Origin of the sequence: Kordia zhangzhouensis (genome assembly GCF_001005305.1) — a bacterium.
Classification (GTDB): Bacteria; Bacteroidota; Bacteroidia; order Flavobacteriales; family Flavobacteriaceae; genus Kordia; species Kordia zhangzhouensis.
The window spans coordinates 85,004-108,659 of record NZ_LBMH01000005.1; the positions used below are offsets into that span (position 1 = coordinate 85,004).

24 protein-coding genes are annotated in these 23,656 nt (G+C 33.6%); 8 read left to right on the forward strand and 16 right to left on the reverse strand.

The genetic code is table 11. From position 1 onward, the window contains the following. Positions 1-156: 156 nt before the first annotated feature. The 5 genes from AA088_RS09035 to AA088_RS09055 form a co-directional block, all read right to left on the reverse strand. Positions 157-2,424, reverse strand: coding sequence for an aconitate hydratase (locus tag AA088_RS09035; protein ID WP_046744668.1), 2,268 nt, complete (start codon positions 2,422-2,424; stop codon positions 157-159). A 241-nt stretch (positions 2,425-2,665) separates the two neighbouring features. Further along, positions 2,666-3,619 (reverse strand): AAA family ATPase, encoded by a 954-nt coding sequence (locus tag AA088_RS09040; protein ID WP_046744669.1) that lies wholly within the window; start codon positions 3,617-3,619, stop codon positions 2,666-2,668. Between the two features lie 9 nt (positions 3,620-3,628). Then, positions 3,629-5,050 (reverse strand): peptidylprolyl isomerase, encoded by a 1,422-nt coding sequence (locus tag AA088_RS09045; protein WP_241483399.1) that lies wholly within the window; start codon positions 5,048-5,050, stop codon positions 3,629-3,631. Between the two features lie 4 nt (positions 5,051-5,054). Next, positions 5,055-5,903 (reverse strand): peptidylprolyl isomerase, encoded by an 849-nt coding sequence (locus AA088_RS09050; protein ID WP_046744671.1) that lies wholly within the window; start codon positions 5,901-5,903, stop codon positions 5,055-5,057. A gap of 7 nt (positions 5,904-5,910) precedes the next feature. Next, the gene (locus tag AA088_RS09055; protein WP_046744672.1) at positions 5,911-7,896 is read right to left on the reverse strand and encodes a peptidylprolyl isomerase; all 1,986 of its coding nucleotides are present in this window, start codon (positions 7,894-7,896) and stop codon (positions 5,911-5,913) included. Between the two features lie 249 nt (positions 7,897-8,145). Here AA088_RS09055 and AA088_RS09060 point away from each other — a divergent pair, with 249 nt between their 5' ends. From AA088_RS09060 to AA088_RS09075, 4 genes are all read left to right on the forward strand, one after another. Then, positions 8,146-8,496 (forward strand): T9SS type A sorting domain-containing protein, encoded by a 351-nt coding sequence (locus AA088_RS09060; protein ID WP_046744673.1) that lies wholly within the window; start codon positions 8,146-8,148, stop codon positions 8,494-8,496. Between the two features lie 35 nt (positions 8,497-8,531). Beyond that, on the forward strand, positions 8,532-8,765 hold the full coding sequence (locus AA088_RS09065) for a hypothetical protein (RefSeq protein WP_046744674.1): 234 nt from the start codon (positions 8,532-8,534) through the stop codon (positions 8,763-8,765). Between the two features lie 93 nt (positions 8,766-8,858). After that, positions 8,859-9,380, forward strand: a complete 522-nt coding sequence (locus AA088_RS09070) for an OmpH family outer membrane protein (RefSeq protein ID WP_046744675.1) — start codon at positions 8,859-8,861, stop codon at positions 9,378-9,380. A gap of 182 nt (positions 9,381-9,562) precedes the next feature. Continuing rightward, positions 9,563-9,751: a hypothetical protein gene (locus AA088_RS09075; RefSeq protein WP_157547129.1), complete on the forward strand. Its 189-nt coding sequence runs from the start codon at positions 9,563-9,565 to the stop codon at positions 9,749-9,751. 73 nt (positions 9,752-9,824) lie between these two features. On the opposite strand, the gene guaB is transcribed toward AA088_RS09075, so the two are convergent. The 7 genes from guaB to AA088_RS09105 all read right to left on the reverse strand — a co-directional run bounded on the left by guaB (position 9,825) and on the right by AA088_RS09105 (position 15,368). Continuing rightward, positions 9,825-11,300 (reverse strand): IMP dehydrogenase, encoded by a 1,476-nt coding sequence (gene guaB / locus AA088_RS09080; protein ID WP_046744677.1) that lies wholly within the window; start codon positions 11,298-11,300, stop codon positions 9,825-9,827. A 133-nt stretch (positions 11,301-11,433) separates the two neighbouring features. Then, a complete protein-coding gene (locus tag AA088_RS09085) occupies positions 11,434-12,297 on the reverse strand; it encodes a hydroxymethylglutaryl-CoA lyase (RefSeq protein ID WP_046744678.1) in 864 nt (287 codons plus the stop codon). A 148-nt stretch (positions 12,298-12,445) separates the two neighbouring features. Beyond that, the gene (locus tag AA088_RS09090; RefSeq protein WP_046744679.1) at positions 12,446-12,667 is read right to left on the reverse strand and encodes a hypothetical protein; all 222 of its coding nucleotides are present in this window, start codon (positions 12,665-12,667) and stop codon (positions 12,446-12,448) included. 131 nt (positions 12,668-12,798) lie between these two features. Further along, complete coding sequence (locus tag AA088_RS09095) at positions 12,799-13,014, reverse strand: hypothetical protein (protein WP_046744680.1); 216 nt, start codon at positions 13,012-13,014, stop codon at positions 12,799-12,801. A gap of 339 nt (positions 13,015-13,353) precedes the next feature. Continuing rightward, the gene (locus AA088_RS18000) at positions 13,354-13,578 is read right to left on the reverse strand and encodes a hypothetical protein (RefSeq protein ID WP_082106657.1); all 225 of its coding nucleotides are present in this window, start codon (positions 13,576-13,578) and stop codon (positions 13,354-13,356) included. A gap of 147 nt (positions 13,579-13,725) precedes the next feature. Then, the gene (locus tag AA088_RS09100; RefSeq protein ID WP_046744681.1) at positions 13,726-14,346 is read right to left on the reverse strand and encodes a LysE family translocator; all 621 of its coding nucleotides are present in this window, start codon (positions 14,344-14,346) and stop codon (positions 13,726-13,728) included. 2 nt (positions 14,347-14,348) lie between these two features. After that, positions 14,349-15,368, reverse strand: a complete 1,020-nt coding sequence (locus AA088_RS09105; RefSeq protein ID WP_046744682.1) for a quinone-dependent dihydroorotate dehydrogenase — start codon at positions 15,366-15,368, stop codon at positions 14,349-14,351. Between the two features lie 173 nt (positions 15,369-15,541). On the opposite strand from AA088_RS09105, the gene pepT reads away from it, so the two are divergent. The 3 genes from pepT to AA088_RS09120 all read left to right on the forward strand — a co-directional run bounded on the left by pepT (position 15,542) and on the right by AA088_RS09120 (position 18,615). After that, entirely contained in the window at positions 15,542-16,786 is a 1,245-nt protein-coding gene (gene pepT / locus AA088_RS09110) for a peptidase T (RefSeq protein WP_046744921.1), read from the forward strand. Between the two features lie 124 nt (positions 16,787-16,910). Continuing rightward, positions 16,911-17,741 carry a mechanosensitive ion channel family protein gene (locus tag AA088_RS09115; RefSeq protein ID WP_046744683.1) on the forward strand — a complete coding sequence of 277 codons (831 nt, stop codon included), beginning with the start codon at positions 16,911-16,913 and terminating at the stop codon, positions 17,739-17,741. Positions 17,742-18,021: 280 nt separating this feature from the next. Beyond that, positions 18,022-18,615 (forward strand): YdeI/OmpD-associated family protein, encoded by a 594-nt coding sequence (locus AA088_RS09120; RefSeq protein ID WP_046744684.1) that lies wholly within the window; start codon positions 18,022-18,024, stop codon positions 18,613-18,615. Between the two features lie 66 nt (positions 18,616-18,681). Here the strand turns inward: AA088_RS09120 and yajC are convergent, their stop codons facing one another. The 4 genes from yajC to AA088_RS09140 all read right to left on the reverse strand — a co-directional run bounded on the left by yajC (position 18,682) and on the right by AA088_RS09140 (position 21,739). Then, positions 18,682-18,954, reverse strand: coding sequence for a preprotein translocase subunit YajC (gene yajC, locus AA088_RS09125; protein ID WP_262494933.1), 273 nt, complete (start codon positions 18,952-18,954; stop codon positions 18,682-18,684). Positions 18,955-18,972: 18 nt separating this feature from the next. Then, positions 18,973-19,560 carry a DUF1573 domain-containing protein gene (locus AA088_RS09130; protein WP_064972164.1) on the reverse strand — a complete coding sequence of 196 codons (588 nt, stop codon included), beginning with the start codon at positions 19,558-19,560 and terminating at the stop codon, positions 18,973-18,975. Positions 19,561-19,601: 41 nt separating this feature from the next. Further along, positions 19,602-20,543 carry a transcription antitermination factor NusB gene (gene nusB, locus AA088_RS09135; protein WP_046744686.1) on the reverse strand — a complete coding sequence of 314 codons (942 nt, stop codon included), beginning with the start codon at positions 20,541-20,543 and terminating at the stop codon, positions 19,602-19,604. A gap of 92 nt (positions 20,544-20,635) precedes the next feature. Continuing rightward, positions 20,636-21,739, reverse strand: a complete 1,104-nt coding sequence (locus AA088_RS09140; protein WP_046744687.1) for a Glu/Leu/Phe/Val family dehydrogenase — start codon at positions 21,737-21,739, stop codon at positions 20,636-20,638. Positions 21,740-21,882: 143 nt separating this feature from the next. On the opposite strand from AA088_RS09140, the gene AA088_RS09145 reads away from it, so the two are divergent. Beyond that, positions 21,883-23,637: an ABC transporter ATP-binding protein gene (locus tag AA088_RS09145; protein ID WP_046744688.1), complete on the forward strand. Its 1,755-nt coding sequence runs from the start codon at positions 21,883-21,885 to the stop codon at positions 23,635-23,637. Positions 23,638-23,656 lie beyond the last annotated feature (19 nt).

Genomic DNA, 23,656 nt, shown 5'->3' on the forward strand with positions numbered 1-23,656 from the left:
TAGTAACTGTTCCAGTTTGAATAGAAAACTAGAAAAAATTCACAAAATGATACAAAACCCTATGCAACAGTGTAAGAATACTGTACTGCGGTGAAGAAAAGTATAAAAAAGCTCTGAATTTTCATTCAGAGCTTTTTTTATATAGTGTTTTGTTAGTTACGAAGCGTTTTGTTCTTTAATTAAGTTTAATGCAGAACCTGCTTTGTACCAATCAATTTGACTTTGATTGTACGTATGATTAGCCTTAATCATATCTTTACTACCATCTGCATGTACCACTTCAATGGTTAATGGTGTATCAGGAGCAAATTTATTTAGATCTAAGAAGTTAAAAGTATCATCTTCTTGAATAAGGTTATAATCATTTTCATTAACAAATGTAAGTGCCAACATTCCTTGTTTTTTCAAGTTTGTTTCGTGAATACGAGCAAACGATTTTACAAGTACAGCAGCTACTCCTAAATGTCTTGGTTGCATTGCAGCATGCTCACGAGAAGATCCCTCTCCATAGTTGTGATCTCCAACTACTATGGTTTTGATTCCTGCAGCTTTGTAAGCACGTTGCACATCTGGAACACCTCCGTATTCTCCGTCTAATTGACTTTTTACAAAGTTTGTCTTTTTATTGAATGCATTTACTGCCCCAATTAACGTGTTATTTGCAATGTTATCTAAATGCCCACGGAAACGCAACCAAGGTCCTGCCATTGAAATATGGTCAGTCGTACATTTCCCAAACGCCTTAATCAATAATTTAGCGCCTGTAATATCATTGCCAATTGGTTCAAAAGGAGTTAGCAATTGTAGACGTTCAGAATCATCAGCTACTGAAACTACTACATTACTTCCGTCTTCAACTGGGGCAAGGTATCCATTATCTTCCACATCAAAACCTTTTGGAGGTAATTCCCAACCTGTTGGTTCATCTAACATTACTTCTTCTCCGTTTTCGTTGATTAGCTTATCTGTAATTGGATTAAAATCTAATCGTCCCGCAATTGCAATTGCAGCTGTGATTTCTGGAGAAGCTACGAATGCATGTGTATTTGGGTTTCCATCAGCACGTTTTGCAAAGTTTCTGTTGAACGAGTGCACAATACTGTTTTTTGGAGCATTTTTCGGATCACTGTAACGTGCCCATTGTCCAATACATGGTCCACAAGCATTGGTAAATATTTTTGCATCTAATTTTTCAAACACATCTAAAATTCCATCACGCTCGGCAGTATATCTAACTTGCTCAGAACCAGGGTTTATACCAAATTCTGCTTTTGTTTTTAGTCCTTTATCTAATGCTTGTTGTGCAATAGAAGCTGCTCTAGACAAATCTTCATAAGAAGAGTTTGTACAAGAGCCTATTAATCCCCATTCTACTTGCAATGGCCAATCATTTTTGATAGCCTTATCAGTCATTGTTCCTACTGGTGTAGCCAAATCTGGAGTAAATGGTCCGTTTAAGTGAGGTAATAATTCCGATAAGTTAATTTCTATTACTTGGTCAAAATATTGCTCTGGGTTTGCATATACTTCAGTATCTCCTGTTAAATAGTCTTTTACCTCATTTGCAGCATCAGCGACTTCTGCTCTATCAGTAGCACGCAAGTAACGCTCCATAGACGCATCGTATCCAAAAGTAGAAGTAGTTGCTCCAATTTCAGCCCCCATATTACAGATTGTTCCTTTCCCTGTACATGACATAGAAACGGCTCCTGGTCCAAAATATTCAACAATAGCTCCTGTTCCTCCTTTTGCAGAAACAATACCTGCTACTTTTAAAATTACATCTTTCGGTGCAGTCCACCCCGAAAGTTTTCCTGTTAACTTTACACCTATCAATTTAGGAAACTTTAATTCCCAAGGCATTCCAGCCATTACATCCACTGCATCTGCACCACCAACTCCAACAGCTACCATTCCTAATCCACCAGCATTTACGGTGTGTGAATCGGTTCCTATCATCATTCCACCAGGAAAAGCATAGTTTTCTAAAACTACTTGGTGAATGATTCCTGCACCTGGCTTCCAGAATCCTATTCCATATTTGTTTGATACTGACTCTAAGAAATTGAATACTTCACTGCTATTGTTCATGGCAGACTGTAAATCAGCACTTGCACCAACTTTTGCTTGAATCAAGTGATCACAATGCACCGTAGTAGGCACTGCTACTTTGTTTTTTCCAGCTTGCATAAATTGCAATAACGCCATTTGCGCAGTTGCATCTTGACATGCAATACGGTCTGGAGCAAAATCTACATAATCTTTTCCTCGTACAAATGCCTTGTTTGGCATTCCATCCCACAAGTGAGCGTATAATATTTTTTCTGAAAGAGTTAATGGTTTACCAGTAATTTCACGCGCTTTATCTACACGCTCTACTATTGTTTCGTAAACCTTTTTTATCATATCAATATCAAAGGCCATATATTTCTTTTTTAGTGTTTAGAAAGTCCTGCGAAATTACAAAATTATCTTTGTTTTTAAAAATCAACAATATACCATTATTTTAAGCTTATAATTTTTATTGATTTTTAGATTTTATTGAATTTTATTTAAAATAAAACAAAAAAAAAGCTTCAAATTACGAAATTGATAATTTGAAGCTTTTTTTTGATGCAATTGATTTTAAATAAACATTGTACATCAATATTTATAAAACATTATTTTAAAATAAACTCGTAATAATCTTTTCAATCGTGATGCCTTCTGCTTCGGCTTTGTAATTTCTAATGACTCTGTGTGATAAGATTCCGATAGCAACCGCTTGCACATCTTCAATGTCTGGAGAAAACTTCCCATTGATTGCCGCATGCGCTTTTGCCGCTAAAATGAGGTTTTGTGAAGCTCTTGGTCCTGCTCCCCAATCTACATATTGTTTTACAACATCAGTTGCTGCACTTTCTTTAGGACGTGTTTTCGATACCAAACGAACTGCATATTCAATTACATTATCCGCCACAGGAATTTTACGAATGAGTTTTTGAATTGTAATGATTTCTTGCGCGCTGAATAGTGCTTTTACAGAAGCTTCTACATCAGTAGTCGTGGCTTTTACTACTTGTACTTCTTCGTCAAACGTTGGATATGTTAAGTGAATGGCAAACATAAAACGGTCTAATTGCGCTTCTGGTAACGGATACGTGCCTTCTTGCTCAATTGGGTTTTGCGTTGCTAATACAAAGTATGGTAAGTCTAGTTTGTAATGATGTCCAGCAACAGTTACCGCACGTTCTTGCATGGCCTCTAGTAAAGCTGCCTGCGTTTTTGGTGGTGTACGATTGATTTCATCTGCCAAAATAATATTAGCAAAGATAGGTCCTTTGATGAACTTGAAATTGCGCGATTCATCTAAAATTTCACTTCCTAGAATATCACTAGGCATTAAATCTGGTGTAAACTGAATACGTTTAAAGTCTAGTCCTAAGGTTGTTGCAATAGTATTTACCATTAATGTTTTTGCTAATCCTGGAACACCAATTAAAAGAGCATGACCTCCTGAAAATATAGAGAGTAATATTTGGTCTATTACTGTTTCTTGCCCTACAATTATTTTGGAGATTTCGTTTTTGAGTTCCTTGTGTTTCATTACAAGGTTTTCAATAGCAGCAACATCAGACATAGGAAATCTTTATTTTTTTAGCCAGTTATTTTGGAATTCGCAATCGCGATTTCCTGAGTTTACATTAATGTATGTATCTTTTATTTTTTGAGTAATCCATTTTTCTACTTCTTTTAACTGCTTTTCTTTTAGTGCCAAGCTTTTAATTTTGATGTAGTCTTTGGAATAATCCGCCACATGTTCATCATAACGATTTGTTACTTTGAGTAGCTTGAATCGTTTTTGTCCTGTGCGAGTTTCATCCAATAACGGAATAGAAACCTCATCTCCTTTAAGTGGCTCAATTTGTGCATACTGCTCCGGATCCATTTTTGTCAATTCAAAATGCGTATCGAATGTTGCAGGATTGATTAGTTTTCCTCCATTGTTTCGTGTTTCTTTGTCGTCAGAGAAAGAACGCGCCGCTTCTTCAAATGTAAGTTCTCCCGCTACAATTCGTTGGCGCAGCGTATCGATTTCCTTACGAGCTGCTTCTAAACGATCATTTGTAATTTCTGGAATTAGTAAAATATGACGTACATCTCTTTCTTGTCCACGAACTTTGTCTACCATCACGATGTGCCATCCAAAATCAGTCTCAAACGGATCAGAGATTTCGCCTTGTTGCAAAGAGAAAGCCATATCTTTAAATTCTTTTGCCAAAGGCATCCTTTTATTGATTGGCATCAATCCTCCTTGTCGTCCAGACGCTCTATCTTTTGAATATAAAATTGCTTTCGTTCCAAAACTAGAACCAGCTTCAACATCAGCTTTAATTTCTTTTAATTTATTGACTACCTTATCAACTGCTTCTTGAGAAGGTTCTGGTGCTATAATAATTTGCGATACTTCCAACTCTACACCAATTACTGGACGTTGATCTTCAGGAATTTTTTCAAAAAACTGACGCACTTCTTCTGGTGTAATTTCTACATCTTCCACAACTCTAGACTGCATACGCTGTGTTAAGATATTTATTTTAGTAATTTCTGTTAAACGTTCACGTAAGGTAGCCTCATCTTCCATTGCATAGAATTTCAGTAGCTCTTCCATACCTCCTGTTTGTTGTTTAAAATATTCAATGTTTTGATTTACACGATCTTGTACTTCTCCTGGAGATACCTCAATACTATCCTGAATAGCTTGGTGTGCATATAATTTATCTTCCATGAGTTTTCCTAGAAGTTTACAACGTGTCAATCCTTCAATAGAAAGACCTTGTTGTCGTAAGTCTAAGAATGTCTTATCAACATCTGATTCTAAAATGATAAAATCACCAACTACTGCTGCTACTCCATCAATTTTGATGCGTTGAGAAGTTGGTTGAGTAGAATCTTTTACTTGCGTTTTCACTTCCTCCATGGTAGTTGTTACCATTGATTCATCTGCCATTTCTTGCGCTTGCATTCCCAATGTAACAAGCAGCACAAGTACATAAATACTTAGCTTCATTGTATTATTTATATATTTCAAACTGTTTTTGCTTAATTGCATCTTTTGTGATGTCTTTTTCTAATTTTCTGATATATTCTAACTTTCGTTTGTTGAGAATAATCTGCCGTACTGTAGGACGTACATATGCAAGTGGTGCAATATCATTTCTACCTACTTTATCCTCAATTTGCACCAAATATACTTCTAATGAATCTTCTATTTGAGAAAATTGTGATTTTTTTAAGTATTTCTCTTTGTTTTCGCTGGTAATGACTGGAATTTTATTGAACACTTGAGTTTCTTTTACCCATATTGAATCATTTAATGAGTAGTTTTTAAATTGAATCGCTAGGGAATCTAATGCTGTTTTATCTTCAGTATTGAAACGCTTAAAGTGTTCTGTAATATTTTTGATATTTGAGTTGTCTTTACCTATATTGATATAACGCAATTTTAATAACTCTTCATTTAGTTTGAAGTTTTCTTTGTTTGCCTCATAAAACGCTTTTTCATCTGCGGCAGTGACAGTTGTATCAATATTTTTTTTAACAATCGCTTCTTTATACGCTTCAATGTATAAATCGCGGCGGTATTCTTCTACCAATTCTTCGAAAGCATCTTGCTTTTCTGGAGGTAAATTGATTTTTGCACCTTGAATGAATAGTTCTTGGCTTGCCCAACGATTGATATAGTTATTTACAACAACTGCGCTATCTTCTGGCGACATATTATCTGAAAGAAATGGTTCTAAATCGCTTTTATACAAATAACTTTCTCCCACTCTAGCAATTGCTTCCCCCGTATTTGAAGGTTGAAAGTATTCGCACGAAACACATAAGAATACAGCAAGTATGATACTTATTTTTTTCAATTTGACTTTACTTAACTAATTTTTCTAGTTTGCGATATGTTTTTTTATTTATCTTGATTTTATAGTTTTTCTTTAAGTTTTTTATCCATTCCTTTTCAAGATAAACCTGATAGTCGCTGATTACTTTCCCTTTTACTTCAGAAAGTTCCTTGTAACTTGCAGGAATGATGTTATTCACTTTAACAATCGTTAAACCATCTTGACCGTCTTTAAATATACTAGAAATCCCCATGTTGAATTGAAAATCTTCTGGAAGATTTCTATGCCCTTCTTCATAAACTCCTGGAGAAAAGATAACATTGACTTGCCCATTTTTATTTACTTCTTTCTTGATTTCGTCTAATGATTTCCCTTCTTTTAATAATTGTTGCACTTTTTTTGCAGCAGTCTCTTGCGTACAAGACGCAATCACAGCTTCAACTCGCTTGTTCCACTTATAATCTTCTTTATGTGCATTAAAGAATTTTTCTAAGCCAATCGTATCCGTTTTTGCTTTATTCCATATTTGATCTTCCATCAAATCAAATAGTAAAAGTCCGTCACGATATTCACCATAAATAGCTGCAAATTCTTCGTTTACGTTTTCCAAATCGTTTTCATAAAATGCTAATAATCGAGCATCCATAAATTCTTTGTAGTGATGATTGATAAAGCTTTTTGCATCAGGATTTTTAGCTGTCATTCGACCACTTAGCTTTAACAGGTATGTTATAAATTCGTCATAATTGATCGCCGTATCCTTAACCGAAAATGCTGTTTTTTGTAAAAAAGACGTATCCGAAGGTTTTTGCCAATTTCTTGTAAAAAAAGAGGGGTCAGAAGCTAATTGGTAAAAATCACTTCTAGCGGTTACTCCTTCATTTATTGTATAGAGTTTTTTTATTTTTTTAAGTATGGATGAATTGATAACATTTGAACGTTTATCATTTTTAATTTTTCGTTCTAGCACTGGTTTTTCTTCCTCATAACTTTTCATCGGATGTTTAGAAACCAACTGAACAATATGCCATCCAAATTCAGACTTAAACGGTTTAGAGATTTCATTAGGCTCTTTAAGCGAAAAAGCTATATCTTCAAACACTTTAGAACGCAAACGTCCTCGCCCAAATTTTGGCAAACGCCCATTATTAACTCCTGAACTTCTATCTTCAGAGAAGCGTTTGGCCAATGTTCCAAAATCGCTTCCGTTTTGAATTTGACTATATATATCTTTGATTTTTTGCTCAGGATTTTCTGAGTTTTCTTCTTCTTTTTTGTCTAATAACAAAATATGTGCTACTGTAACTTCGCCTACATTTTCACGAACATCTTCTACTTTAATTAAATGATATCCAAATTGTGTACGCACTGGCATAGAAACATCACCGATTTTGGTATTGAAAGCTGCAGATTCGAAAGGATATACCATTCTAAAGGCCGAAAAATATCCAAGATTTCCTTTATTTCCTGACATTCGTGTATTGCCTTTAGCCGAAGGATCATCAGAATAGCTTACAGCCAATTCTCCAAAATCACCTCCATTTACAACCTTTTTACGAATGTCCATTATTTTTTCATAGGCTGCTATGGTATCTTTTGGAGCCGCATCCAAAGTGACTTTTATCAATATGTGACTTGCTTTTACCTCTTTTTGCATACGGTTGTATGCTTCTTTCACTAATTTTTCTGTAGCATTATCATCTGTTAAGTAATTATGTGCTAATTGTTTTCTGTAGCCCGCCAACTCCTTTTTGTAAGCGTCTTTTTCATCTAGTTGAAGATTTCTAGCTTCTTTTAGCTTTAATTTATATTCAACAAACAGATCAAAGTATTCTTCAATCTCTTTTTGATCTTTTTCATCAATAATGTCTAGATTTTTTTTGTACACACGAGAAAACTCAGACACATAGGTTGGCTCATCTTCTATTGTAAATAATACTTTATCTTTTTTAGATTGAGCAAAACAAGTCAATGTGCTTACTAATAAAATGAGAAATTGAATGCTATTTTTCATTGATCATTTTTTTTTTTATGCTTTTGAATAAAAGTTTATCAATATTGTTGTTATCAACTCTATTTTTTGAGATAACTTTTTTTAATCTCTTTTTTTTGAGATTCACAAAAATAAGAATTCATCAATATTTCACAACTTATAACGAAGTTGATTATTGTATGTTAATGAATTTTTGGCTTGATTGTTGGTATTTTATACTTAATAAAGAATTGTATAAAAAATAAGTGTAACCTTTGTAAACCCATGCAGATGAAACAAATGTACTTTTTTTTGTTGCTATTGTGTACTTCTACAGGAATGATTGCTTCCTCAAGGATAAATCATCAAATGGATGCAATTCAATACTCTTTAGAAACTTATTTTCAAGAGAAAAACACTCTAAAAGTGAGTTATACAAATGAGCAATTAATCGTTATAGGGCAAAAAAATAAAGCCACTATTGAAATTTATAATTTGTTAGGAAAACAAGTAGTCAATCTAACAAATGTGACTATTAATGGTTCTTTTTCTAAATATATTTCGCTGCCGAAAAATAATATTTATATCGTAAAAATTTCTACGAAAGCATTGACAAAGGCATTTAAAATTGTTGCTAAATAGCAAAAGTTATATTTTTGCTCAAATTTTATCATATCATGTCCAAAGTTAAGCTCATTTGGGACTTTAGAGGTCCTGCAGCACAACGCACAGCAGCTCATCATTGTATCCATTTGAAAGAGTTTATAACCATTGAACAAATTCATGGAGAATCGATTTCTGTAGAAGAATTATCTGAAATGCATGTGTGCGCAACAATGATTATTCATGAAGAAGATGTTACTTTTATGCGTGAAAAACTGAAGCCGCATCGCGGACAACGTGTCATATAATTTTGTGATAAAAACTTTTTTTTGAGAAATTTCGTTTTTTGGTATGATGTTTTCATTACATTAGCCAACTTTTGAAAATAAAAAATTAATTCGATGAAAATTAAACATTTACTTTACACACTCGCTATTGTATGTTGTGCTTTTACAGCTTCTGCTCAATCAAAAGTAGGAACTGTAAACGTAAACGTTCTTGTGTCAAAATTGCCTGAAATTGCTGACGTTCAAAAAGGAATGCAAGCATATGAAAAAGAATTGCAAGATGATTTAAAAGCAAAATTGGAAGCCTATGGAAAAGAAGTAGAAGCTGCGAACAAGGCTTTTAAAGATATGACAGAGGATGACAAGAAGAAAAAACAGCAAGAAATCTATGAATTAGAAGCTGATATTCAAAAATTCAGACAAAATGCAGTGCAATTAGTTCAAATTAAACAAGACGAATTAATGCGTCCATTGTATCAAAAAGTAAGTAATGCTGTAGCTGAAGTTGCAAAACAAGAGCAATATACACAAGTATTTACACTTGATGGAAATGAGCTAGCCTATGTAAATCCTCAATATGACATTACACTTAAAGTTGCTACTAAGCTTGGATTGAACATAGAAACAAAAAAGTAAAAAAACTATATTTTAAGATATAAAGGCCTTGTATTGATTGTCAATACAAGGCTTTTTTTATTGATCAACACAGTCACAAATTAAATAATTTGAGGTGTTTTTTTTATGCTTTTGAGGTTATAGTACTTCATTGGAAATAAGGCGTTTAATATCTTTAAATAAGAATCAAAACTTAAATGATTATGAAAAAAAGAGAGTTACAACAATCGCTGAAATTGAAAAAAACAACTATTTCCACGCTTTCTGAGAAAGCTATCAAAGGAGGAACACTTTCAGACATTTACACAAGTCGCTTTGTTGACTTATGTTATGGTGTTCAAACAAGTTATCAAGGCGTTTGTGCAATTCAATGTGCTCCAACTGAGCCATAGAAAATTGCGTAAAGAAAAAGGCTGTTGTATAAATTACAACAGCCTTTTTATATTTAAAAAATCGCTGATTTTATTATCTTCTTGAATAATTTGGCGCTTCTTTGGTAATAGCCACATCATGTGGATGACTTTCATTAATTCCACTTGCTGTAATGCGCACAAATTGTCCGTTTTCTTTAAGTGTTTCAATATCTTTTGCTCCACAGTATCCCATTCCTGCACGTAATCCGCCAATGAATTGATGAATACTCTCATCTAAGTTTCCTTTGTAAGGAACACGACCTACAATCCCTTCTGGTACTAATTTTTTAATATCTGCCTCTACATCTTGGAAATAACGGTCTTTAGACCCTTGTTTCATAGCTTCTACAGAACCCATCCCGCGATACGTTTTGAATTTTCTTCCTTCATAAATAATGGTTTCTCCTGGAGATTCTTTAGTTCCTGCCAATAAAGAACCTAACATTACAGAATCGGCTCCGGCAGCAATTGCTTTTGGAATATCACCTGTATAACGAATTCCTCCATCAGCAATTACAGGAACTCCGCTTCCTTTGATTGCCGCTGCAACTTCCAATACTGCAGAAAATTGAGGAAATCCTACACCTGCTACAACTCTTGTTGTACAGATAGACCCAGGACCTATTCCTACTTTTACAGCATCTGCTCCAGCTTCTACTAGGTATTTTGCCGCCGATCCAGTAGCAATGTTCCCTACAATTACTTCAAGAGTTGGGAATTTTGCTTTCACTGCTTTTAATACTTCCACAACACCTTTGGTATGTCCATGCGCTGTATCAATTACAACTGCATCTACACCAGCTTTTACTAATGCTTCTGCTCTATCAACAGCGTCAAAGGTAACTCCTAATGCCGCAGCAACACGCAAACGCCCATACGAATCTTTATTTGCAATTGGTTTTTGTGTTACTTTTGTTATATCTCGAAATGTGATGAGCCCTTTCAGTTTATACTGATCGTTAACGATTAATAATTTTTCAATTTTATTTTTTTGTAAGATTGCTTCCGCATCTTTTAAAGATGTTCCTTCTGATGAAGTTACCAGATTTTTACTCGTCATTACTTCTACAATCGGACGCTGATTATTGTGCTCAAAACGTAAATCTCTATTGGTAACAATTCCTTTAAGCGTTCCATCTTCCGAAACTATTGGAATTCCTCCAATACTATGTTCTTGCATATTAGCTTTGGCATCAGCTACTGTTGCCGTAAGTGGTAATGTAACTGGATCAATGATCATTCCGCTTTCAGCACGTTTTACTTTTCTAACTTTTTGCGCCTGACGCTCAATCGTCATGTTTTTATGCAATACACCTATTCCGCCTTCTCTTGCCATTGCAATTGCCATTGCAGATTCGGTAACCGTATCCATCGCTGCAGAGATGATTGGAACGTTTATTGTTATGTTTCTTGTAAATTTTGTTTGGATATTTACTTCTCTAGGAAGTACTTCAGAATACGCAGGCACTAAGAGGACATCGTCATACGTTAATCCTTCGCCTAAAATTTTGTTGTTGTGTGCTGTCATGGTGCAATTAAAATATAATTGCATGCGAATATACTACTTTTTGTCCAATTAACAGTTAAAACAATTACAGATAACAATTTATTAATAATTATCCTTGTCTTAGTTGTTTTGAGAACTTATGCGCCTGTTATTTCTAGTGATAGTGATGAAAAATTTTAGAAGCTTCATTGAAGGAAGATTCAAAACTCATGGCTTGAATTCCTGAATCGGCTTTTACAGCTGTAAAATAAGAAACCATCTTTTCGGTTGGCATGTTTCCTGTTAATTCGTCTTTTGCCATTGGACAACCTCCAAATCCTTGAATAGCTCCGTCAAAACGTCTACAACCCGCTTTGTACGCTGCATCAATTTTTTCATGCCATGAACTTGGAGTTGTGTGTAAATGTGCTCCAAACTCAATTGTTGGATATTTCGGAATTAAATTTGAGTACAAGTAATCAATTACTTCTGGTGTAGAAGTTCCTACAGTATCTGATAGTGATAGTATCCTTACTCCTAATTTGGAAAGTTTTTCTGTCCACTCTCCTACAATTTCAACATTCCAAGGATCTCCATAAGGATTTCCAAATCCCATTGATAAATAAGCTACAACTTCTTTGTGGGTTTTATCTGCAATGTTGAGGATTTCTTGTAATGTTTCTATGGATTGCGCAATCGTTTTATGTGTGTTGCGCATTTGAAAGTTTTCTGAGATAGAAAAAGGATACCCTAAGTATTGAATTTCGGGATGATTACTAGCATCTTGAGCTCCTCTAACATTCGCTACAATTGCTAATAATTTACTCTTTGTGTTTGATAAATCCAATCGAGCCAATACATCTGCCGTATCTACCATTTGTGGTATTGCCTTTGGTGATACAAAGCTACCAAAATCAATAGTATCAAAGCCTACACGCAATAATGATTGAATGTATTGTACCTTTTTTTCTGTAGGAATAAACATTTTGATGCCTTGCATGGCATCTCGAGGACATTCTATTAATTTAATGTTTTCCATAGACTGCCAAAGATAAACAACGAAAACGTTTTAGGAAACGTTTTTTAGAAGATTTCGTGTGTCTTTTTTTCAAAAAAACAGTTCACCAAATAATTGATGAACTGCTATCAGTATAGAATTGTGTTTCTATGATTCGAAAAAGATATGTTTATCTAGGACAGTAGTAAGACTGACATCCTCCAAATCTAGAGTCGCACCAATTTACACGTGTATCTGCGCAACCTGTTTGTCCTAATTGTGTCACTGGTTCTGGATCTGCAGGCTTACATGACAGAAATCCAGATTGTTCAGCTCCACCTACTAGTCTTTGATTAAAACCACTAATTGTTTTTTTCGTTAATCGTAAGTTTTTTAAATCCTTTTTTTTCATTGGTTAGGTATTTTAGTTAATAAAAACAAAAGATAGGGATTATTTGTATTAAAAAAAAGACTCTCCAATTTGTGTGAAAAATTTTCACTGTTAAAATGCTGTTTTTGTTAAAAAAGGATTCTTAATCCTTATTATCCACAATAATAGCTTTGACATCCTCCAAAACGAGAATCACACCAGTTGTATTTAGTGTCTTTACATCCTGCCTGGTTTGCCATTGTTACTGGTTCTGCTGGCGGCTTACATGATAAGTATCCTGAATTAGCTCCTCCGTTTAATGATAACTCTTTTAAGTTACTTACTGTTTTTTTCGTAAGCGTTAACGCTTTTAGATTTTTTTTCTTCATAATTATATGTTTAATTGATGTAGCGAACTAACACTTTAATTTGCAGAAAAAAAATTGTTTTGTGTGAGTTTTTATAAAATATCACTTCTTTTAATTACTTCATAAAAAACTAATAATCTGAATTTTACCTACTAAAAAAACCATTTATTCATCAACAATAGCAATTTAGAATTCATTTGATTCTGTCGCGAAATAAGAGCTCGTTTCTTATGTAATAACCAACTGAAATTAGCTTAAATAGATGCTTATTTTTTTAATAATTATATCCAAAAAGTATTCATAAAAAAACAGCTTATCAATTTTTGATAAGCTGTCATCATATGTGAATTATAAATGAATCTAGTTTGGACAGTAATAGGTATTACACCCTCCAAACCTCGAATCACACCAATTGTTTACAGTATCGTTGCATCCAGCATAAGGTTTTGTAACTGGCGGCGGTGGCGGTGGTAAACAAGATAAAATCTCAGATTGTGCATCTTGCAATCCTCCTTGGAGCGATTTCTGTAAATTACTTATTCTCTTTTTAGATAACTTCAGACTCTTTAAGGTTTTTTTCTTCATAATTTCTAATAGTATTAATAAATTTTGTGTTATTGAAATTATTAAGAAATAGAAATTTTTAAAAGAAGAGCTACTCTATATTTATGAATTGTAAGAAGTCAAATGCAATGAAGAGAGTACGTTTTGAAAGGAGTTAAACAACTATATTCATGTAATCATAATGAAAATAGCTATTCCTATAAAAACAATAATTTGCAACCATTTCATGTAGATACCTACATTTCTGTTTTTCTTTATTTTATCTGCAATAGATCCTGCCAATACAGCAATTGTACTGAATATTATGAATGAAACAAGTATAAATAGAAGCCCTAAAATATAAAATTGGACTACTTCATTCATAGTGTTACTAAATAGGAAACCTGGAAATAACGCTAAAAAAAATAAGGTTACTTTCGGATTTAATACATTCATAATAAATCCTTGCTTGAAAAGCTCAAAAACTGTTTTCTGTGGCACTGCATCATTTTTAAGCTCAATAGTTCCTGAACTCTTATAAACACTGTAAGCTAAATACAATAAATACAAAGCTCCAAATAGTTTAATGATAAAAAATAATGTGGGATTTTGCTGTAAGGCAGTCGAAGCTCCAAAAGCAACAATTGAGGTGTGAATAATACAGCCTGTCATAAGCCCTAAAACGGTAGCAATCCCATATTTTTTTCCATTTACAATACTTTGCATTAATACATAAATATTGTCTGGTCCGGGAGAAATAGCCAGTAAAGACGTTGCCGTTATAAATCCTATGATTTTTTCTGGATCCAAATTTACATTTGTTTAAGAAGTTCTTTATTGATGCTCTTTACCAATTGTGGCCCTTCATAAATAAAGCCTGTATATAATTGAACAAGGTCAGCTCCTGCTTCTAATTTTTCTAAGGCATCTTTTGCTGAATGAATTCCGCCAACACCTATAATTGGAAAAGCTTTGTTGCTCTTTTCCGCCAAAAATCGAATAACTTCCGTCGAGCGATTTGTGAGTGGTTTTCCACTTAATCCTCCAACCTCTTCTTTATCATCAGATTCTAAACCTTCACGAGAAATTGTGGTATTTGTAGCAATCACTCCTGCTATTTTTGTTTCTGCAACAATCGCAATGATATCTTCCAATTGTTCATTAGTCAAATCAGGAGCAATTTTTAACAAGATTGGTTTGCCCGTTTCCTTTTTGGCATTTAGTTTTTGTAAAGTGCTTAACAACTTCGTCAAAGGTTCTCTATCTTGCAAAGCGCGTAAATTAGGCGTGTTTGGAGAACTTACATTAACTACAAAGTAATCAACATAAGGAAATAATGCTTCAAAACATAGTTTATAATCTTCAACAGCCTCTTCATTGGGAGTGACTTTATTTTTTCCAATATTTCCACCAATCAATACGCCTTTATTCTTTTTTAAACGTTTTACTGCTTCTTCAACGCCTCCATTATTAAACCCCATACGATTGATGATTGCTTCATCTTTTTGTAAACGAAACAATCGCTTTTTTGGGTTTCCTGCTTGCGGTTTGGGTGTTAACGTTCCAATTTCAATAAATCCAAATCCAAAATTAGAAAGTTCATTATACAATTTGGCATCTTTGTCGAATCCTGCCGCTAATCCAACAGGGTTTTTAAATGTCAGACCGAAAACTTTTCGTTCTAATCGTTTATCATTTACCACATATAGACTTCTGAAAAGATTAGGCAGTAAAGGAATTTTACAAAGTGTACGGATGAGGGAAAAAGTAAAATGATGTACTTTTTCTGGATCAAACAAAAAAAGTATAGGCTTTACAATCAATTGATACATGTTGTGTAGTTTGTGCAAAAATAGTGGATTTTTTAAAAGCTAAAATATTTTAGTACAGTAATTTTAAAGAATCATTGGTTGTTGTAAAAGAAAGATTTGAAGTATTAAAAAAAAGATTTTCATCGATCAATATATTTTTTAAGAAAGAGTTATTTTTGAAAAAAAGATACAAAATGCAACAACATATTATAGATAGATTTATTAGTTATGTAACTATTGATACGGAATCTGATCCAACTTCCAACACTACTCCAAGTACTGAAAAACAATGGAATCTTGCTAATTTGTTAGTCGACGAATTGAAACGAATTGGAATGCAAGAGGTTACAATTGACGACAATGCGTATATTATGGCAACATTACCTAGCAATGTAGATCATGAAGTACCTACTATTGGATTTGTATCACATTTTGACACATCTCCAGATTTTACAGGAGCCAATGTAAAACCACAAATTATTCCAAATTACGATGGAAAAGATATCGTATTGAATGCTGAACAAGATATTGTTCTTTCTCCTGATTATTTTGAAGATTTGTTACTCTATAAAGGACAAACACTGATTACAACTGATGGAACTACATTATTAGGTGCCGACGACAAAGCTGGTATTTGCGAAATTGTGTCTGCAATGGAGTATTTAATTCAGCATCCAGAAATAAAACATGGTAAAATTCGTGTCGGATTTACTCCTGATGAAGAAATTGGTCGTGGTGCACACAAGTTCAATGTAGAAAAGTTTGGTGCTGATTGGGCATATACAATGGACGGAAGTCAGATTGGTGAGCTTGAATATGAAAACTTTAATGCCGCTAGTGCAAAAATTACAATCAAAGGTAAAATTGTACATCCTGGATATGCTAAAGGAAAAATGATTAATTCTATTTTGATTGCCAATGAGATTATAAATGCATTACCACAACACGAAATCCCTCAAGAAACAACTGGTCGTGAAGGGTTTTATCATTTACATACTATAAAAGGACGTGTAGAAGAATCTACTTTAGAATATATTATTCGCGATCACGATAGAGACAAATTTGAAGCTCGAAAAGAATTACTCGGAAAAATTGCCGACGATATTAATAGTCGCTATACATATGATCCTGTAACACTTACTCTTAAAGATCAATATTACAACATGAAAGAGAAAGTAGAACCTGTTTTTCATATTGTAGAAATTGCAGAAGAGGCAATGAAAGATTTAGGAATTACACCAATTATCAAGCCTATTCGTGGTGGAACTGATGGGTCTCAACTTTCGTTCATGGGCTTACCTTGCCCAAATATTTTTGCAGGTGGGCATAATTTTCATGGTCGTTATGAATACGTTCCTGTAGAAAGTATTTTAAGCGCTATTGAAGTAATTGTGAAAATAGCAGAACTTACAGCAAAAAAATACAAGAAAGAAGTGTAAAAGCTACTTTTTATCGATTTTTCACAATCCTATATCGATAGTTTTAACTTAATAGTTTTGTGAAAATTGAACTTGTGTTCTAGTAGTTAATTTTAAGGAAATAACCTTAAAATACATACTAACTATGGGAAACACAATTACAGATTCGTTGGGTAAATTTTATGACACTATTGCAGCAGGTGTTGGTGATTGGGGATTGAAGCTAATTGGAGCATTAGCTGCATTAATTATTGGTTTTTGGATCATCCGAATGATCATGAAAGCTGTGGCTAAAACTTTTGAAACACGTCATATTGATGAAACACTACGTCCGTTTCTGCTAACACTTATAGGGTTTATTCTTAAGCTCGTACTACTAATTTCAATTGCCGGGATTGTTGGAATTCCAACAGCTTCTTTTGCGGCTTTGATTGCTGGAATCGGGATAGCTATTGGAGCCGCTTTCAATGGATCATTAGGTCATTTGGCTTCAGGAATTATGTTGCTTATTTTTAGACCTTTCAAAGTAGGCGATTTAATCAAATCGAACGATGCTTTTGGTTTTGTAAAAGAAATTTCTGTATTTGTAACTGTGATTGAGACTTTTCAAAATGAAACCGTTATTATTCCAAATGGAGCAATTACAGCAAATAAAATTATAAATCTGACAAAAGTAGGAAACTTACGTATAGATATGCCTTTTGGAATTCAATATGGTACAGATATAGAAAAAGCTAAAGAAATTGTTTATACTGTTTTAAAAAGCGATAAAAATGTACTCTCTGAGCCTGCCCCAAGAGTTGCAGTAAACAATTTAGGCGCAAATGGTGTTGAGTTACTAGCCATGCCATATGTAGATTGTAACAACTATTGGGATGTGTATTGGGATACACGTCAAAAGATTGTAGAAGCTTTAGGAGCTGCTAATTACGACGCTCCATATGCGCAACGAATTGTAACTATGAAACAATCGTAACATACAGTAAAATAAATTTGCTATATAAAATATAAAAGAGCCCAAACTTTAGAATACTCTAAAAAGGTTGGGCTCTTTTTATGATAGCACACAAACGCATCTAAACAAAATCATAACTAGTGTATTTTCAAAAAAATAATTTGTACAAGATTTTCGAGTGAACGTAAAATTGATACCAACATTTTAATTGAAAGTATTTAAATATAGCGATACACTTGAGGAATCTCTTAGCATAAGCCTTTTTTACATTAATTTCATATTTTAGCTGAAATTGAATGGAATGAAAAAAAATACTACTGTTGAAGCATTTATTGAAAACTTTCCTGAATGGAAATCACAATTGCAAACATTACGCGCATTGATTTTACAAAATACTGCTGTAAAAGAAACCATTAAATGGGGAGCACCAGTATATACTGTAAATGGTAAAAATGTAATAGGTTTGGGAGCTTTTAAATCCTACGCAGGTTTATGGTTTTTTCAAGGAGCTTTATTAAGTGACCAAGCCAATGTATTAATTAATGCGCAAGAAGGAAAAACACAAGCATTACGACAATGGCGCTTTAGTGCTGAAGAAACAATTCCTCAAAAATTAGTTACTGATTACATTAATAGAGCTGTACAAAATCAACTAGAAAACAAAACTGTTTTACTTACAAAAAAGAAACCCTTACCTATTCCTAATGAATTGACTTCTGCTTTTGAAGCAGACAAGATTTTAGAGCAAAAGTTTAAAGAACTACCCAATTATAAACAAAAAGAATACATTGAATATATTGCAACTGCCAAAAGAGTCGCTACCAAGCACAATCGTCTAGAAAAAATTATTCCGATGATTATGGAAGGAAAAGGCTTAAGTGATCAGTATCGTTAATTTCTAAGATTTACTCCATAAAAAAAGCATCGTTATTCACGATGCTTTTTACTTAAACTAAGTATTTTATACTGTTTTGCTGAGTCTCGCAGACGCTTCTGCTGAAAGTGCGGCACGTTCAAATTTAATTTTTCCTGCACCAGTTTCAATCACACAAGTATTGTCTTTATCGTTCAGCTCAACAATCTTTCCATGCATTCCACTTTTTGTGATCACTCGATCTCCTTTTTTGATAGATTGCATAAAATTCTTTTCTTTTTTTTGTCGTTTAATGCTAGGCGCTAGTATAAAGAAATATACAACTACCAACATTAACAACAATGGTAAAAACTGTTCCAATCTTTAGCTTTTATATGATTAATGATTGTGTCCTTCGTGACCTGTTTGTGTAGATCCTGTATTGTTAGCAGCCGCTTTTTTCTGAGCTTCTTGTTGAGCTTTCATACGTGCTTCTCTTTCTTCTCTAGCCTTTACTCTTTTTGCTTCCAACTCTGGATTTGGAGTAGCAAAAGCTTTGATACGAACCATTTCTCTTCCTTTTTCAGTGTTGGCAGTAATAGTTACAGTATTCGTTTTTAAGTTAGGCTTGTTTGTAGAGTTATATTTTACAGTAAACTCTCCACTATCTCCAGGAGCAATTGGTTCTTTTGGCCAATCGTTTGGAACAGTACATCCACAACTTCCTTTTATACCTGAGATTAATAAAGGCACTTTTCCTGTGTTTGTAAATTTGAATGTAGTTTCTACTTGGTCTCCTTCATTGATAGTTCCAAAATCATGTTCTGTTTTATCAAAAGTCATTTCAGCAAAATTAGTTGCCACTGCATCTCTTTCTTGTGCTTGTGCAACATTTTCACTTTTCACTTTTTTTGTTGCGTCGTCTTTACATGAAGTAAACATTACTAGCGACATAGCTCCTAATAAAATTAATCCTTTTCTGATCATAGTATTTAAAATTTGAGTGGTAAATTTAATAATTGTTTTCGTTACATCAAACCGCGACCGATTTTATTTAACTTATTTTCTTGTTTATATTCTTTAATGAGTTTATCTAAAATTCCATTGATGAACATACTACTTTTAGAAGTAGAATACTCTTTTGCGAGCTCAATATATTCATTAATTGTGACTTTTACAGGTATTGAAGGAAATTTTAAGAATTCACATATCGCCATTTTTAAAAGAATAAGGTCTAAATTTGCGATACGATCTTTATCCCAGTTCGGTGTTTTTCCTTGAATTTCCTTAGTTAGCATTTCATCATTCAATACAGTTTTTGTGAATAATTCTTTGACAAATGCTTTATCTTCATCGTCTTTGTATAATTCAGAAAGAAAGATTCGTTCTTTTCCTTGTTTTGCCTGTTTGATAGATTTAAGAATTAATGTGTTTACCACAGGAAGGTCATCTATCCAAGTTAGTTTTTTGTCTTCAAAATACTCATACAACTTTTCATTTGGCGCAATAATCTCTGAAAATAATTTTGCCGCAAATGAACGATCATTTTCATAGCTCATTTCAGTGTCTGCCATATATTTTTTATACAAATTACTGGCAAGCATCTCCTCAAAAATGACACGAATATATTCATCATTCAATTCCCAGTCGTCCAATTTTCGATCTTGAAGTGCTTCTTTTAACGCTTCATTTTCCGACAAATGGCGAATAATCGCATTCTGTATAAATTTTTTATTCGGATTTTTTTCCTCAGAAGTCGCCAGGTATTTTTTTTGCGACAATTCTAATTGATTTTGAGCGTATTCGCTCAATTTTACAAACAAATCGAGAGTAAGGATATACAAATCGTGCATATTCGCAATACTCATGTTGATGAATTTCAATTCTTTATCAACTTGATCACTTTGTGACTGAGACAATGCGTAAATTGATTGCATTACTTTAACTCGAATGTGTCTTCTTGTTAGCATCTGAAATAAGAACTTTAATATAAAAAATATGAAAGGCGAAAAGAATCTTTCCTTTCGCCCCGCAAAAATATAATTATTTTAAAAGAATGCTACTATTTGTTCGCTTCTTTTTTTCTTGCTTCAATTCTATCAACAGCAATACGCAATGCTGAGTAATGAGACGTAAGATCATTCTCATCAGAGTGCTTGAAAATTTCTAATGTCGTATTATAGATATTTTCTGTTTTACGCATAATCTCAGCCTTTCCATATCCTTCTAATTCGGCGTATACATTGATGATTCCTCCTGCGTTGATTAGGAAATCTGGTGCATAAGCAATACCTCTATCTCGTAACATCGCTCCATGCTTAATCTCATCCTTCAATTGATTGTTTGCAGCTCCTGCAATAACTTGTGCTTTTAACTTTGAAATACTATCGTCATTGATTGTAGCTCCTAGTGCACATGGCGCATATATATCCATTTCTTCAGCATAAATATCTGAACCTCTATAAATTGTTGCCCCATACGCCTTACTTACGGCTTGTAAACGCTCTTCGTTGATGTCTGCAATTACAACATTCGCTCCTTCATTTGATAAATGTTCAACTAATGCTTCCCCTACATGACCGATTCCTTGTACATAAACCGTTTTGTCCTCTAATACATCCGAACCAAACTTATATCTAGCAGCAGCTTTCATTCCCATAAAAACGCCATACGCTGTAATAGGAGAAGGATTTCCTGCGCCACCTCTAGACTCAGAAATTCCAGTTACGTAAGGAGTCACATCACGAACAATATCCATATCACTCGTTTCCATTCCTACATCTTCAGCAGTAATATAGCGTCCACTAAGAGAATGTACAAACTCTCCAAACTTACGCATTAATGCTGGTGTTTTTTGTGTTTTTGCATCACCAATAATTACGGCTTTTCCACCTCCAAGATTCAAACCAGTAATTGCTGACTTGAATGTCATACCACGAGACAAGCGCAATACATCATTTAGTGCTTCCCATTCATTTGTATACTGCCACATTCGCGTTCCTCCTAAAGCAGGTCCTAAAACTGTGTTATGGATTCCTATTATTGCTTTTAATCCTGTATCTTTGTCGTTACAAAAAACAACTTGTTCGTGATTATCAAATGATAGTTGACCAAAAACTGGATCTATCTTATGCAATTCGCTGGTGTTGATGACATCTGAAACCATATAATATGTTATGTTACTTTTATATAATATATAAAAAATTGAGTGCAAAAATAGTGATAATTCAAATGTATGCAATAAACTTGTTGTTAAAATGAAGATTTTTCAAAATAGAGACTTAAAAAATAGCTAGGAATTACCGTTACATGAAAGAATTACAACATTTAAATAAATACTTCATAAAGTATAAAGGAAAGTTACTTTTAGGAGTTATTATTACTATTATCGCACAAATATTTGCCCTTTTTACCCCAAAACTGATTGGAAATTCACTTACAGAAGTCGAAAAGTATATTTCTGGAGAAATTACAGACCTTGCAATTGTAAAAAATGAACTATTAATTAACATATTGATTATTGTAGGTGCTTCTGCTCTAGCAGGATTTTTTACTTTTTTGATGCGACAAACAATTATCAATATTTCACGTTATATTGAATTTGATCTCAAAAATGAGGTCTATCAACAATATCAAAATCTTTCTACAAATTTTTATAAGCAAAATCGAACTGGTGATTTGATGAATCGAATCAGCGAAGATGTTGGAAAAGTACGTATGTATGCCGGACCTGCCATTATGTACAGTATTCGTACCATTACACTTTTTGCGTGTTTAGTACCATTAATGTTTATTACAGCTCCCAAAGTTGCTATTTATACTTTAGTCCCGCTTCCTATTTTATCATTTCTAATCTATAAATTGAGCCGTGCTATCCAAAAAAGAAGCGCAATTGTTCAACAATTTTTATCAAAACTTTCCACATTTACACAAGAATCGTTTTCTGGAGTTTCTGTGATTAAAGCCTATGGAATTGAACCACAAACTAAAGAAGCGTTTGATGAAATGGTTGTAGAAGGAAAAAACAAAAACATGGATTTGGCTAAAGTTCAAGCATGGTTTTTCCCAATGATGATTTTACTCATTGGAGCGAGTAATATTTTGGTAATTTATATTGGCGGCAGACAATTTATTAATGGAGATATTGAATTTGGTGTATTGGCTGAGTTTATTATGTATGTAAATATGCTTACATGGCCTGTCGCAACTATTGGATGGGTTACATCTATTGTACAACAAGCTGAAGTGTCACAACAACGTATCAATGAATTTTTAAAAGTGAAACCAGAAATTCGAAATGAAGTAAAAGAAATTACACCTATTAAAGGTGACATTGAATTCAAAAATGTGTCGTTTACCTACGATGACACTAACATAACTGCTTTAAAAAATGTATCATTTTCTCTCTCTTCTGGAGAAACGTTGGCAATTGTTGGAAAAACAGGTTCTGGAAAAACAACAATATTAGACTTGATTAGCAGAATGTACGACACCAATCAAGGAAGTGTCGAAATTGACCAAACTCCTATCAAACAACTTAATTTAAATAGTTTACGACAAGCTATCAGTATAGTACCGCAAGACGCTTTCTTGTTCTCTGAAAGTATCAAAGAAAATATAAAATTTGGCAAAGAAGATGCTACTGATGATGAAGTAATAGAAGCTGCCAAATTTGCCTCTGTCCACAATAATATCATCGGATTTAAAAAAGGATACGAAACAATTCTTGGCGAACGAGGAATTACACTGAGTGGCGGACAAAAACAACGCGTGTCAATTGCAAGAGCCATTATTAAAAATCCTAATATTCTTTTATTGGACGATTGTTTATCTGCAGTAGATACAGAAACAGAAGAAGAAATCCTTTCTAATATTGAACGTATTACAAAAAACAAAACAACTATCATTGTAAGTCACCGAATTTCCTCTGCTAAAAATGCAGACAAAATTCTGGTCCTAGACAACGGAAAAATTATTCAAAATGGAACTTATGATGAGCTTATTGAGCAAGAAGGTTACTTTAAAGAGCTTTATTTAAAACAGCTTTCCGAAAAAGATTTGTAAAATTTTGTTGTTCAGTTAA

Excerpts from the sequence above, each read along its gene's own strand:
- AA088_RS09055 (WP_046744672.1), bottom strand. The coding sequence starts at position 7,896 with ATGAAAAATAGCATTCAATTTCTCATTTTATTAGTAAGCACATTGACT.
- nusB (WP_046744686.1), bottom strand. The coding sequence starts at position 20,543 with ATGCTAACAAGAAGACACATTCGAGTTAAAGTAATGCAATCAATTTAC.
- AA088_RS18000 (WP_082106657.1), bottom strand. The coding sequence starts at position 13,578 with ATGAAGAAAAAAACCTTAAAGAGTCTGAAGTTATCTAAAAAGAGAATA.
- AA088_RS09095 (WP_046744680.1), bottom strand. The coding sequence starts at position 13,014 with ATGAAGAAAAAAAATCTAAAAGCGTTAACGCTTACGAAAAAAACAGTA.
- AA088_RS09085 (WP_046744678.1), bottom strand. The coding sequence starts at position 12,297 with ATGGAAAACATTAAATTAATAGAATGTCCTCGAGATGCCATGCAAGGC.
- AA088_RS09045 (WP_241483399.1), bottom strand. The coding sequence starts at position 5,050 with ATGAAGCTAAGTATTTATGTACTTGTGCTGCTTGTTACATTGGGAATG.
- AA088_RS09075 (WP_157547129.1), top strand. The coding sequence starts at position 9,563 with ATGAAAAAAAGAGAGTTACAACAATCGCTGAAATTGAAAAAAACAACT.
- AA088_RS09070 (WP_046744675.1), top strand. The coding sequence starts at position 8,859 with ATGAAAATTAAACATTTACTTTACACACTCGCTATTGTATGTTGTGCT.
- pepT (WP_046744921.1), top strand. The coding sequence starts at position 15,542 with ATGCAACAACATATTATAGATAGATTTATTAGTTATGTAACTATTGAT.
- AA088_RS09145 (WP_046744688.1), top strand. The coding sequence starts at position 21,883 with ATGAAAGAATTACAACATTTAAATAAATACTTCATAAAGTATAAAGGA.
- AA088_RS09090 (WP_046744679.1), bottom strand. The coding sequence starts at position 12,667 with ATGAAAAAAAAGGATTTAAAAAACTTACGATTAACGAAAAAAACAATT.
- AA088_RS09060 (WP_046744673.1), top strand. The coding sequence starts at position 8,146 with ATGAAACAAATGTACTTTTTTTTGTTGCTATTGTGTACTTCTACAGGA.
- AA088_RS09040 (WP_046744669.1), bottom strand. The coding sequence starts at position 3,619 with ATGTCTGATGTTGCTGCTATTGAAAACCTTGTAATGAAACACAAGGAA.
- AA088_RS09105 (WP_046744682.1), bottom strand. The coding sequence starts at position 15,368 with ATGTATCAATTGATTGTAAAGCCTATACTTTTTTTGTTTGATCCAGAA.
- AA088_RS09115 (WP_046744683.1), top strand. The coding sequence starts at position 16,911 with ATGGGAAACACAATTACAGATTCGTTGGGTAAATTTTATGACACTATT.
- AA088_RS09140 (WP_046744687.1), bottom strand. The coding sequence starts at position 21,739 with ATGGTTTCAGATGTCATCAACACCAGCGAATTGCATAAGATAGATCCA.
- AA088_RS09035 (WP_046744668.1), bottom strand. The coding sequence starts at position 2,424 with ATGGCCTTTGATATTGATATGATAAAAAAGGTTTACGAAACAATAGTA.
- AA088_RS09065 (WP_046744674.1), top strand. The coding sequence starts at position 8,532 with ATGTCCAAAGTTAAGCTCATTTGGGACTTTAGAGGTCCTGCAGCACAA.
- AA088_RS09120 (WP_046744684.1), top strand. The coding sequence starts at position 18,022 with ATGAAAAAAAATACTACTGTTGAAGCATTTATTGAAAACTTTCCTGAA.
- guaB (WP_046744677.1), bottom strand. The coding sequence starts at position 11,300 with ATGACAGCACACAACAACAAAATTTTAGGCGAAGGATTAACGTATGAC.
- AA088_RS09130 (WP_064972164.1), bottom strand. The coding sequence starts at position 19,560 with ATGATCAGAAAAGGATTAATTTTATTAGGAGCTATGTCGCTAGTAATG.